The organism is bacterium (assembly GCA_030685015.1).
In the GTDB taxonomy this organism is placed as follows: Bacteria; CAIWAD01; CAIWAD01; order CAIWAD01; family CAIWAD01; genus CAIWAD01.
This window is the reverse complement of record JAUXWS010000005.1, coordinates 1-12,482: the sequence shown is the minus strand read 5'-3', so window position 1 is coordinate 12,482 and position 12,482 is coordinate 1. Positions and strand designations below refer to the sequence as shown.

The following is a 12,482-nucleotide window of genomic DNA, read 5'->3' as shown; positions in this document are numbered from 1 at the left end:
TCACCGCGGCCGAGGCCACGCCCAGCTCGCTGGTGATCTGGGCGTTGACCGCGTAGCCGCCGGGCAGCTCCGCCTCGATGCTGGGCAGCGGCGTGTGGGCGATGAGCGGCCCCACCGGGTAGGTGAAGCGGATGGCCAGCTCGTCTCCGATGGGGGCGCCGGTGCCGTTGTAGTTGTAGGTCAGGCCACTCAGACCCGCCGCGTCCTCGATCCCGATGGTGGCCTGGGAGATGTCGGCTTCGTTCACGTTGGCCAGTTGCACCAGGATGGCTCCGTTGGGCGTGAGCACGATCTGGAAGTCGAAGAAGACATAGGGTGCCACGGAGCCATAGGCCGGCACGTGGTACTGCACAATGAAACGGTTGTTGGCCGTGTCGGAGTAGTAGTGGATCGAAGCCCCGGCGTAATGCGGCGCCATGTCGTCCCAGAACCCGGCGATGAGGTTGTTGGGGACGGTGGGGCTGGGCAGGTTCTGGTTGGTCAGGGTGCCGTTGCCCGTGCCGAAGGTGAGGAAGCCGTTGGAGGCGATGAAGCACTCGCTGTAGCTGTTCTCATAGAAGGGGAAGGGGAAGCCCAGCGCATAGGGGCCGGTGAAGCCGTCATCGGTGGGTGAGGCGATCTGCGTCCCCAGGCCTGAGATGTCCGTCCAGGCGAAGACCGGCCCGCCCGCGGCGCCGGAGTTCATCCAGGTGTAGCCGAAGGAGTCGGGGCCGCCCGAGGTCTGGCCCGCCGACCAGGAGCCCTGGTCGGAGTTGGAGGGGGTGGATTCCCCCGCCGTGAAGAGGGCCCGCACCGTGTAGGTGTAGACCACCTCGGCCTCGGCACCGTTGTTGAGGTTGTCGATGAAGCTGGTTCCCGTGGTCGTACCTGCCAGGACGCCGTCCCGGTAGACGCGGTAGGAGATGAAGACCCGCTCCGCCTCCTGGAAGAGGGCCACCCACTCGGCCAGGGCTTCCTCCTTGGACAGGCCCTGAGCCATGAGGCGCTCGACGCCCTCGTCCTGGTTGGCGGGCAGCTCGTCGCCGAAGCGGGCGGCGAGCAGGCCCGGATTGACGGGCGGCAGCCACGTCACCAGCGTGGAAAGGAGCAGGCCGTCCGTGGCCGACAGGTTGAGGGGCGGCCATTGGTAGCTGACCACCTGGAAGGTCCAGGTCTGGGTCATGCGCGTGTGGCCTTGGTCGTCCGTCGCCTCGATGCGGTAGGAGACGTTGGCGCCCGCGTCCTGGTGGGGGATGTCTCCAGTCCAGGTGTTCCCGGCGCCGTGGACCATGGCCACCGTCTGGTTGGCCCCGCCATTGACGCTGTAGACCACCTGGGCGGAGGCCACCACCCCCTCCTCGCTGACGATCTCAGCCTCCACCACATGGGGGCCGGGCAGCTCCGTTTCGACGGAAGTCAGCGGCGTGTGCGTGATCTCCGGACCCTGGGGGGGCAGGAAGCGAATGGCCATCTGGTCGGTGATGGGGGCGCCGGTGCCATCGAAATTGTAAGTGAGGCCGATGGTGCCCATCGCGTTCTCGATGCCGATGGTCGCCTGGGAAATGTCGACTTCGTTGACGTTGAGCAACTGCACAAGGATGGCCCCGTTGGGTGTCAACACGATCTGGAAATCAAAGTAGATGTAGGGTGCCACGCCGCCCAGCCCCGGCACGTGGTACTGGACGACGAAGCGGTTGTTGGCCGTGTCCGCATAGTAGTGGATCGAAGCGCCGGCGTAGTGCGGCGCCATGTCGTCCCAAAAGCCAGCGATCAGGTTGTTGGGGATGGTGGGGCTGGGCAGATTTTGATTGGTCAGGGTGCCGTTGCCAGTGCCGAAGGTGATGAAGCCGTTGGAGGCGATGTAGCAGGTCGAGTAGCTGTTCTCATAGAAAGGGAACGCGAAGCCCAGGTCGTAAGGCCCGGTGAAGCCGTCGTCCGTGGGTGCTGCGATCTGGGCGCCGACACCTGAGATATCGATCCAGTTGAAGGCCGGACCCTGGTCGTGGTTGGAATTGAACCACATGTAGCCGTAGGTGTCGGGTCCGCCGCTGGTCTGGCCCGCCGACCACCAGCCCGTGTCGCTGTTGGAGGGGGCGGACTCCCCCGCCGTGAAGCTGGCCCGCACCGTGTAGCTGTAGGTGACCCCGGGCTGGGAGCCGTTGGACAGGTTGTCTGTGAAGCTCAGACCCGTCACTGTGCCCGCCAGCTGGCCGCCCCGGTAGACATTGTAGCCCAGGAAGGCGCGGTTGGCCACCTGGCCCGCCGCCACCCAGGCCTCATGGTCGGCCTGCCAAGCCGCCCAGGCCCCGTCCTTGGTCGCGTGGTCGGGCAGGTAGTCCTCGAAGAGCGGCTCCGGGCCGGGATCTCCGTTCAGCAGCAGCCAGGCCGGCGGCGACCAGGTGACGGTGGTGCCGCCCACCACGCCGTCGGTGGCGCTCAGGCCGCTGGGCGGCAGGGTGTAGTCCTGCACGCTGAAGGTCCAGGTGGCGGTGGTGGTGGTGTTGGACGGATCGGCCGTGTCCGTGGCCTGCAGGTAGTAGTTGACGGTGGCGGGGGGCGTCTGCGCCGGGATCTGCGCCGTGAAGGAGGGCGGCGTGTCGGGGACCATGGGCACGGTGTTCCAGGTGCCGCCGTTGACCCGGTAGACGAGGTTGGCTGCGGCCACCTCGTGCTCCAGGTCGCTGATGTTGGCGAAAATGGAATAGGGACCCAGGTCTTCGGAGCTGACCAGGGGTGTGTGGATGATGGAGGGGCCCACCACGTCGCCCACGGGCCGTGTGATCTGCAGGGCGATGCCGTCCCACAGGGCGCCGCCCGTGTTGTTGTAGTTGACCAGCAGGCCACGGGCCCCGGCGCCGTCCTCGATGCCCACCGTGGCGGAGTTGAGGTAGATCTCCGGCGTGTTGAGGTACTGCACCAGGATGTTGCCGTTCTGGTGCAGGATGATCTGGAAGGTGGTGAGCACGGCCGTCTTGGTGAAGTCCTTGTACTCGAGGATGAAGCGCTGGTTGGCCGCGTCCCACCACGTGTAGGCCTGCCCCACCCCCGCCGTGAAGGAAAGATCGTCCCAGAAGCCGGCCACGATGTTCTGCGGCAGGGCGGCGGAGGGAATGGTGGCGTTGGTCAGGTAGGAGCTGGCCAGGGCGTCGAAGGAGAGGAAACCCTCCGACGACACGTAGCAGGTGGAGTGCGTGCTTTCGTAGAAGGGGAAGTTCATGCCCAGGTCGACGGGGCCGTAGACGCTGCTGCCGCTGGCCAGGGGCACGGGCGTCCCCACCTGGGAGATCTCCACCCAGTCGAAGTCGGGGCCGTTGGGGTCAAGGCTGTTGCGCCAGACGTAGCCGAAGGCGTCGGGATCGCCAGCGAAGGGACGGGCGGGGGTCGTCTCGAACACGTTGATGGCGAAGGCCCCCTCCACCGCGGCGGTATGGCCCACGAGCAGGTGGTAGGTCCCGGCCTGGAGGCCGATGTTGAGCAGGCGGGCCGTGGTGGCCGGCGCCGCCGCGCAGGTGGCGGTGGTGTTGGAGGCGATGAGGGTGCCGCCCGCGCAGGGGTTGGCCGTGAAGAGGTAGATGTCCGCCGCGTAGTCGGTCCCCGCCACGCAGGCGTCGAAGTTCCACTCCGCCGCATGGGGGATGGCGATGTCGATGCCCGCGTCGCCGCCGGCGCCGGCGTAGACTCCTGGGGCGCCCACCGTGCTGCCCGTGATCGTGCCGGGCGCGTTGAGGGTGAGGATGTTCTGCGTGTAGAGGTCGCAGGGCATGACGCAGGGCGCGCTGCCGAACTGCACGTTGAGCGTGTAGGTGCCGGTGGCCGTGCTGTAGGCGTCCACCACGATGTAGTAGGTGCCGGCCGGCAGGCAGCAGTTGGCGATGCGGGAGCGGAGGGAGGCGGTGCAGCCGCCGCCGTCGTCGTTGTAGGCCACCAGCGTGCCGTCGCTGTCAATGATGCCCAGGGCCGAGTCCCAGGTGCCGCCCTCGCAGATGTCGGCTGTCACCGTGTACATGCCGGGCAGGGTGAAAGTGTAGAAAACGTCCGCCGAGCCGAAGGAGCTGGTGAAGAAGGTGCCCATCTGGCAGAAGGAGGCCGCCACGTTGGAGTCGTAGTCGTTGGCGTAGCCGGCCGTCGTGCCCGGGTCCGTGTAGGTGCCGCCCGGACTGAAGGGGATGGCCACCGCCTCGGCCTGGGTGTCGCCGCCCTGGCGCGCGCCGCCCGCGGGCTGCGGGGGATTGATCTGGTCGAAGAGCCAGGCGGGGATCTCGCCCCCGTCCTGCTTCAGCTGCAGGTAGAGGAGGGTGGCGGCCTCCAGCTCGTCCTGGCCGGTGGGTCTCTCCGGAGCGGCCTTGGCGCGCAGGGACAACGCGCCCGCGGCCAGTGATATAAGGGTCAGCAGGACAGTCGCCTGCCTCAAGGGGTGGGGGGCATTCATGGTCGGCTCCAATGCTATTCTGTCCAGCGGGTAGGGACGATGTGCGGCCCTATTTACCAAGTGAAGGCGGCAATGGCGAGAGATTCGCGCGCGCCAAGGTGTTCGGGTTCAAACAGGTGCGTGGCCCTTGCGGCCTGCGAGAAATGCCTGACATCGGGGAGGGACCCATGTGTGGCCGCTATGCCTTCAGCCGGGTGGACAAGCAACTGCTGGAACGGCTGGCGCTGGATGCGGACGAGCTGCCGGAGGGCCTCGCGCCGCATTGGAACATCGCGCCCGGCCAGGCGGCCGCCGCCCTTCGACAGCACGGGCGCGGCCGCCGCTTGGACCTGCTGCGCTGGGGCCTGCCGCGGCCGGGCGCCAGGGCCGGCGCCCTGCTCATCAACGCCCGCGCCGAGACGGCCGCCACCCTGCCCGCCTTCCGCGAGGCCTTCCGCGCCCGTCGCTGCGGCCTGCCCTGCGAGGGCTGGTACGAGTGGCGCCGCCCCAACCCGAAGACGCGCGAGCCTTGGTTCATCCGCCCGGCGGCGGGGGAGACGGCGCTGCTGGCCGGGCTCTGGGCGCCCCTGCCCGGCGGCGGCGCGGCTTTCGCCATCCTCACCTGTCCCGCCGCGCCGGCCATTGCCCACTTGCACGGCCGCATGCCCGTCGTCCTGCCCGCGGAGCTGTGGCCGAGCTGGCTGGCCGGCGAGGGCGATGCGGCGGACTGGGCGCCCCGGCTCGCCCCCTGGCCCGATCCCGAGCTGGAATGCTGGCCGGTCTCGCCCGAGGTCAACGGCAGGGCGACGGACCACGAGGGCCTGACGCGGCCTGTGGCGGCGGCGCAGGGCTCGCTCTTCTGAGGCGCGGTTCCACGAGAAAACCATGAATGGCCCCCCATGGGCAAGCGGTCGTCCCGGCGAAGCCGGGATCCCCCGGCTCACGCTTGGGAGCCGAGCCGCCTGAGCATCCTGGCGCGGAGTCATGACCTCGCCGCCGTGAGGCAGCGGGCGGCATGCGCAGACGAGGTCGGTGACGGGGCAGGGCGGACTGTCCATGGACAGTCCGTGGACAGTCTGTGGACTGTCCCCTGCTTTGACACCACCTGGCGGGTTGTCCACAGGGGGCGGCACGCCTTGCCGAGGTGTCCGATGAAGTGTCGGACACCTGTTCGCCGGCACAGACACCATCCGGCCACTGCTTTCCGTGGAGAATCTCGTCGCCTGCCCGGCTTGACGCCCGCCCGCCGGGGATTCCTCCAGCTCGTGACAGACGCACACATCGGCGGCTGTCTTGCCGAAGGGCCGTACATGCGCGCGGCAACAACTGCCAGGGTGTCCGACCCATGGTCGGACACCTGTGTGGCGGATCAACCACGGACCGGTCAGCCAAGCCCCCCGCCAGTCTGCTTGTCCAATCAGCCTGACACATGGCGCGGGGTCAGCGCAAGAGGATCAGCTTCATGGCCTGATGCTGTCCGTTGGCGGACACCTGGGCGATGTAGATGCCACTGGCCATGCCGCCCGCTTCCACGTTGAACCGCTGGGCACCGCGACTCAGCCACCCGTCGTACACGAGGAGCGCCTCGCGTCCCTGCATGTCCAGCAACCGCACCTGCACCCGTGCCGGGTCCGCCAGGTCGAAGCTCAAGGTCGTCGAGGGATTGAAGGGATTGGGCCAAGCCTCCAGCAAGCCGATGGTCCGTGGCAGGTCCACAGCCTCCACCGTGCCGCCGCCACCAAGGAGTTCCGCTTTCTCCGCGTCGTCCAGGACACGATTGTAGATGCAGATCTCGTCCAGCCAGCCGTGCATGGGTTCGCGGTCCATGGGCGAGGCGGCCCCGGCGATCCATTGCCCCACCGTGCGCAGGAAGGCAGGAGTATAGCCGCTGGCCACGCTGGCCACCAGCTGGCCGTCCCGCCAGATGCGGCAGGTGCCGGCGTCGTGTTCGAAGAGCCAGAAGAAGGGCGTTTGCAGTGGAGCGGGGTTCGGATCCTGGGCCGTGTCGCCGCCCACCCACAGGGTCAGCTTGCCGCCGTCCCAGTTGTCAATGCCGACGGCGAAGTTTTGCGTGCTGGAACTGACGAAGTCCTGCCAGTCCGTCCAGGCCGAATTGATCACCTCGACATAGGCCCAGCCGCAGATCGTCCAGTCACCGGGTGCGAACCCCACATTCATGCCCATGCGGCTGTCGTCGCCATTGAACCAAGCCGCCTGGCCTGCATGACCGGGCAAATAGGAGAGCTGCCATGGGGAGCCATGCAGGCCGTTGCCGCTGGCATCCTGGGCGTCACCCTCATAGGGATACCAGGCGAGCAGTCCGGACATGGGAACGGCCAGGGCAGGTGCGCACGCCGACAGCACCATCAGGTAGCCCAATCCGATTCGTTTGATCATGTTGTTCCCCCTTTTAGCTTAGGGGTCGTTTGGGCAAACCGTGTGCCAGCTTCACCCGTGTGACGATGTGAATGACACATAAGGCACGTCTATGGGTTAACACGTAGTGTCTGGCGGATTTTGTCACCAAAGGACCGAAGTTGAACAGCCCTCGCTCTTGACAAGTCCATCCGTCTGGTTGATATTATTGGCACTCGCCCCAAGAGAGTGCTAATGGCCGGGGGCGGCGCGCTAAAAATCCTGATCATTCATTCAAATCACTTCACAAGGAGGGTTCCATGAAGTTGAAGCCCATGGACGACCGCGTGATCGTCACCCGCCTCGACGAGTCCATCGAGAAGAGCGCCGGCGGGATCATCATCCCCGACACGGCCAAGGAGAAGCCCCAGATGGGCAAGGTGATCGCTGTCGGCAACGACGCCCCGGAGGGCCGCAAGCCCATTCAGGAGCTGATCAAGCCGGGGGACAAGGTGGTCTTCGCCAAGTACGGCGCCACCGAAGTCAAGGTGGATGGGGAAACCTACCTCATCCTGAGCCGCAGCGACGTGCTGGCGGTGGTCGAGTAACGGCAAGCAAAGGAGCACACTCATGGCAAAGGCCATCACCTACAACACCGCCGCCCGCAACGGGCTGAAGGCGGGCGTGGACAAGCTGGCGGACGCGGTCAAGGCGACCCTGGGCCCCAAGGGCCGCAACGTGGTCATCGACCGCAAGTTCGGCGCGCCGCTCGTGACCAAGGACGGCGTCACCGTCGCCAAGGAGATCGAGCTGAAGGATCCCATCGAGAACATGGGTGCCCAGATGGTGCGCGAAGTCGCCAGCAAGACCAGCGACCAGGCCGGCGACGGCACCACCACGGCCACCGTGCTGGCCCAGGCCATCCTGCGCGAGGGCCTGAAGAACGTCACCGCCGGCGCCAATCCCATGGAGCTTAAGCGCGGCATCGAGGCCGCGGTCGAGGCCGTCACGGCCCACCTCAAGACCATGTCCGTACCCGTCCAGGGCAAGGAGGACATCGCCCAGATCGGCTCCATCTCCGCCAACAACGACGAGAAGATCGGCAAGCTCATCGCCGACGCCATGGACAAGGTGGGCAAGGACGGCGTCATCACCGTCGAGGAGAGCAAGGGCGCCGAGACCTACGTCGACACCGTCGAAGGCATGCAGTTCGACCGCGGCTATCTCAGCCCCTACTTCGTGACCAACCCCGAGTCCATGGAAGTGGAACTCGAGGATCCTTACATCCTCATCTACGACAAGAAGATCAGCACCATGCGCGATCTGCTCCCCGTGCTGGAGAAGGTCGTCCAGAGTGGTCGTCCGCTCCTCATCATCTCCGAGGATGTCGAGGGCGAGGCCCTGGCCACCTTGGTGGTGAACAAAATGCGCGGCGTGCTGAAGGTGGCCGCGGTGAAGGCGCCGGGCTTCGGCGACCGCCGCAAGGCCATGCTCGAGGACATCGCCATCCTGACGGGCGGCACCGTGATCAGCGAGGAGACGGGCTTCAAGCTGGAGAACGCCGGCGTGGAGCACCTGGGCCATGCCAAGCGCGTCAGCATCGACAAGGACAACACGACGCTGGTGGATGGCGCGGGCGCCCCCGCCGCCATCAAGGGCCGGGTGGACCAGATCCGCAAGCAGGTCGAGGACACCACCTCCGACTACGACCGCGAGAAGCTCCAGGAGCGTCTGGCCAAGCTGGCCGGCGGTGTGGCCGTGCTGCACATCGGCGCCGCCACCGAGGTGGAGCTGAAGGAGAAGAAGGCCCGCGTCGAGGACGCCCTGCATGCCACGCGTGCCGCTGTGGAAGAGGGCGTGGTGCCGGGCGGCGGCGTGGCCCTGCTGCGCAGCATGGCCACGGTGAGCGCCCTGAAGCTGGAAGGTGACCAGAAGGTGGGCGCCGAGATCGTGCGCCGCGCCCTGGAGGAGCCCATCCGCCAGATCGTGGCCAACGCCGGCGTCGAGGGCGCCATCGTGGTGCAGGAAGTGATGAGCAAGAAGGACGTCAATTACGGCTTCAACTGCGCCACCGAGACCTATGGCGACCTGAAGGCGATGGGCGTGATCGATCCCGCCAAGGTGACCCGCACCGCCCTGGAGAACGCCGCCTCCGTGGCCGGCCTCATGCTCATGACCGAGATCACCATCCATGAGATTCCCGAGGAGAAGTCCCCGGCCATGCCCGGCGGCGGCATGGGTGGCATGGGCGACATGATGTAAGCCCCGCTGGACATCGACATCGCTGACGCGCCCCGGCCCTGGTCGGGGCGCGCTCCCTCCTGGCGGCAGGCACCTGGTGTCAGGTGATTTGGACGGCTGCCCCGGGTAACACCAGGGCAACACCAGGGCAACACCAGGGGAACACCAGGGCAACACCAGGGCAACACCAGGGCAACCCCCGGGCCTCCCCCGGGCAACCCCCGGGCCTCCCCCGGGCAACCCCCGGGCAATCCCCGGGCAACCCCAGGGCAGCCCCGCCAGTCCGAGGACCCGGGTCGCATGGGTTGCGCGCCCATGCGCCGGATGACCTGTGTTGTTGACGAAGTCGTAGAATGGCAATGGGATGCCACTCGTAGCGCATGACGGATTGCCCGCCGGGCCGTCAATCACCTACTTGGGCGTCGCTGCCGGTCGCAGGGGCGGGCAGCCCAACGTGGAGGCCCCATGCCCGACCTGTTGCACCCCGCCGTCGTCCATCTGCCCCTCGGACTGGCCCTCCTCATGCCCCTGCTCCTGCTGCTCATGGCCATCCTGGACGGCAGAGGCAAGCTGGGGCGTCCGGCCTGGCTCATCGCCCTCCTCGTGCAGTTCCTCATCGTGCTGGGTTCCTACGCCGCCATCAGAACAGGCGAAGGGGAGGAGGACCGGGTGGAGCGCCTGGTACCGCATGCCGCACTGGAATCCCATGAGGAAGCGGCCCAGGTCTTCGCCTGGGCGGCGGCAGGGCTGCTGGCCTTGACCCTGTTGCCCCTGCTGCCTTTGGGTTCACGCTTTCGACGGGTGTTGCCATTCATCCTCTTTGGCTTGTCCATCGTCGTCCTGGCGTTGGCCCTGCGCACGGGCAAGGCGGGCGGCGACCTGGTCTACATCCATCAGGCTCCGGCGGCGCGCGCCGGGTACGAGCTGCCGGCCGGACCCTCACCCGGCCCTGTCCTGGATGAAGGAGCCCAGCGAAAAGAGCGAGGCGGCGACAGCGATTGACCAGCGCCTGCCGGCGCAGGCTGGGTTTCCAACCAGGGAGGAGAGGAATTGCTCCTTGCTCGCGGTTCGTGACTTCCGGCAACAAGCAAGGAGACGCTGATGCGACCTTCCGCACGACCTGCTTCCCGCTGGTGGGGAGCGCTTCTGGCCATCCTGCTGCTGGCCGCGCTGCCGGCCCGCGCCGGTGAAGCGGCCGTGGGCCGGACGGCCCCCGATCTCGCCCTGCCTGGCTTGGCTGATCCCATCAGCCTGGCGCAGTTCCGCGGGCAGGTGGTGCTGCTGGACTTCTGGGCTTCCTGGTGCGGCCCCTGCGCCCAGTCCTTCCCCTGGCTCGAGTCCTTGCACCTGCGGCTCCGGGACCGGGGCTTCACTGTCCTGGGCGTCAACGTGGACAAGCAGCGCAAGAAGGCCGACGCCTTCCTGTCGGGTCGACCGGTGAGCTTCCCCGTCGCGTTCGATCCCCAGGGCGGGGCGGCGGCCGCCTACACCCTCCCCGGCATGCCCACATCCTATCTGATCGACCGCCGCGGTGTGCTGCGCCGCATCCACACGGGCTTCCGCCCCGGGGAGATCGCGGAGCTTGAGGCCTTCATCCAGTGCCTGCTGGCGGAGCCGGCGCCTCCGGCCACATCGGAAGGGGACATGCCATGAGGCGCGCCCTGGTGCTGGGCGGCCTGCTGCTGGCCGCGGGGCTGGGCAGCCTGGGCTGCGTGATGACGCGCGTCCAGCCCTGGGAGCGCGACCTGCTGGCCGAACCTGAGATGCGACTCGTGCCCGATGCCCTCGAGGCCGGCCTCGACGAACACGTCTACTTCAGCAAGGAGACGGCCCACGGCGGCGCCGGGGTGGGCGGGGGAGGCTGCGGATGCAACTGACATCCCCTGTCGCCGGCCGGAACGCCGCCGCCCTGCTGGCCCTGGCCACATCCCGGTTGCTGGGCGCTCCGGAGGCCCAGGCCCTGGACCTGACCGGCCTGAGCGTCGAACAGGCGACTCTTGTCTACCAGGAGCAGGGCCGCGTCAACATCGTCGAACCCGTCCTCCACCTGCGCCTGCCCCTGCCCGGGGAGCGGGCGCTGGGAATGCGCTATGGCTTCGACTCCATGAGCGGCGCCAGTCCCAACGGGGCGGCGCCCGCCGCCACCCTCCAGACCTTCACCTCCGCGTCCGGGCGCGGCTACTCGGCCGCTCCCGGCGAGCTGCCCGTGCGGGAGTTCCGCGACCAGCGCCACGCCGTCGGCCTGGACTGGGAGCAGCCGCTGACGCGGACCCTGCGACTGGACGCGGGCCTGAGCGGCTCCTTCGAGATGGACTACCGCAGCCTGGGCGCCAGCGCCACGCTCAGCCAGGACCTCAACCAGCGCCTCACCACGCTGACCATGGGACTTTCCCTGAGCCAGGACCGCCTTCGGCCCAAGGGAGGCGTGCCGGAGCCTTTGGGCGACTACCAGGACCGCGTCTCGACAGGTGACGCGGCGAGCAAGCAGATCCGCGACGGGCTGGTGGGGATCACCCAGGTCATGAACCGCCGCTGGCTGACGCAGCTGAACCTGGGAGCGGGACGGGATCGGGGCTGGCTGACCGACCCTTACAAGGGGATCAGCCTGGTGGACGACGACGGTGCGCCCGTCTCCTGGCTGAATGAGTCCCGCCCTGCGTCCCGCACGCGCTGGACCCTTTTCTGGGCCAACGCCGTCCACCTGGGCCGCGACGTGCTCCACGCCGACCTGCGCCGCTACCAGGACAGCTGGGGCGTGCGCGCCACCACCGCCGACCTGCAGTACTGGTGGAAGCCCGAGGCCGCGCCGGGCCTGCGCGTGCGGCCCGAGGTGCGCTGGAGCCTCCAGTCGCGCGCCGACGGCTATGCCCACAGCTGGCCCGCGACACAGGCGCTGCCGGAGCACCTGACGGCGGATGCGCGCCTGGCGGGCATGACCTCGTGGACCCTCGCCCTGCGTCTGGACCTGCCCGCGGCCGACTGGGGCCAGCTCTGGATCAAGCCGGCCTGGATGCGCCAGCGATTCGACCTCTCGCCCGCGCCACTGGGGGCCCAGCACGGCCTGGACTTGACGCCCGATCTGCAGGCCTGGATGGTGACTCTTGGCTACCGCACCACCCTCTGAGCCGCTGCGCGAGGTGCGGCTGGAGGCGGGCGCATCCGGGTGGGTGGCCCGCTTCCCCTGCTTCGCCGGACCCGGCGAGATCCATCTGCGTTCCTGCCCGCGCCGCGCCGCCCTCGAGCTGGCGCGCCTGGGCGCGGCGGAAGCCTGGCGCATCCAGGACCGCTACAGCCGCTACCGGGAGGACAGCTGGACCAGCTTCTTGCGGACAACCGCCGGTGATTGGGTGGAGACGGACGAGGAGATCGAGCGCCTGCTGGACTTCGCCGAGACAGGGCACCAGCTGAGCGGCGGACGCTTCGATTTGACCAGCGGCGTGCTGCGGCGGGTCTGGGCGTTCCGGCCGGGCGCGCGGCCGCCCTCGCGCGCCGCCGTGCG

At 68.1% G+C, this 12,482-nt stretch carries 10 protein-coding genes; 8 read left to right on the top strand and 2 right to left on the bottom strand.

Translation table 11 applies throughout. The features are described from left to right. Positions 1–4,408, bottom strand: a 4,408-nt coding sequence (locus Q8O14_00380; GenBank protein ID MDP2359198.1) for a hypothetical protein, incomplete at its 3' end; no start/stop codon positions are given. A 167-nt stretch (positions 4,409–4,575) separates the two neighbouring features. On the opposite strand from Q8O14_00380, the gene Q8O14_00375 reads away from it, so the two are divergent. Continuing rightward, positions 4,576–5,250, top strand: a complete 675-nt coding sequence (locus tag Q8O14_00375) for an SOS response-associated peptidase (GenBank protein MDP2359197.1) — start codon at positions 4,576–4,578, stop codon at positions 5,248–5,250. 577 nt (positions 5,251–5,827) lie between these two features. Here the strand turns inward: Q8O14_00375 and Q8O14_00370 are convergent. After that, positions 5,828–6,784, bottom strand: a complete 957-nt coding sequence (locus Q8O14_00370) for a LamG-like jellyroll fold domain-containing protein (protein ID MDP2359196.1) — start codon at positions 6,782–6,784, stop codon at positions 5,828–5,830. Positions 6,785–7,062: 278 nt separating this feature from the next. On the opposite strand from Q8O14_00370, the gene Q8O14_00365 reads away from it, so the two are divergent. The 7 genes from Q8O14_00365 to Q8O14_00335 form a co-directional block, all read left to right on the top strand. Continuing rightward, positions 7,063–7,350: a co-chaperone GroES gene (locus Q8O14_00365; protein MDP2359195.1), complete on the top strand. Its 288-nt coding sequence runs from the start codon at positions 7,063–7,065 to the stop codon at positions 7,348–7,350. A 22-nt stretch (positions 7,351–7,372) separates the two neighbouring features. Next, the gene (gene groL / locus Q8O14_00360) at positions 7,373–9,004 is read left to right on the top strand and encodes a chaperonin GroEL (GenBank protein ID MDP2359194.1); all 1,632 of its coding nucleotides are present in this window, start codon (positions 7,373–7,375) and stop codon (positions 9,002–9,004) included. A 444-nt stretch (positions 9,005–9,448) separates the two neighbouring features. Beyond that, entirely contained in the window at positions 9,449–9,985 is a 537-nt protein-coding gene (locus Q8O14_00355) for a hypothetical protein (GenBank protein ID MDP2359193.1), read from the top strand. Positions 9,986–10,084: 99 nt separating this feature from the next. After that, positions 10,085–10,636: a TlpA disulfide reductase family protein gene (locus Q8O14_00350; GenBank protein ID MDP2359192.1), complete on the top strand. Its 552-nt coding sequence runs from the start codon at positions 10,085–10,087 to the stop codon at positions 10,634–10,636. Further along, a complete protein-coding gene (locus Q8O14_00345; GenBank protein MDP2359191.1) occupies positions 10,633–10,860 on the top strand; it encodes a DUF4266 domain-containing protein in 228 nt (75 codons plus the stop codon). Before Q8O14_00350 ends, Q8O14_00345 begins: the two co-directional genes overlap by 4 nt. Continuing rightward, on the top strand, positions 10,851–12,107 hold the full coding sequence (locus tag Q8O14_00340) for a DUF3570 domain-containing protein (GenBank protein MDP2359190.1): 1,257 nt from the start codon (positions 10,851–10,853) through the stop codon (positions 12,105–12,107). The genes Q8O14_00345 and Q8O14_00340 overlap by 10 nt, the downstream gene beginning before the upstream one ends. Then, positions 12,085–12,482, top strand: a 398-nt coding sequence (locus Q8O14_00335) for an FAD:protein FMN transferase (GenBank protein ID MDP2359189.1), incomplete at its 3' end; no start/stop codon positions are given. The genes Q8O14_00340 and Q8O14_00335, both read left to right, overlap by 23 nt.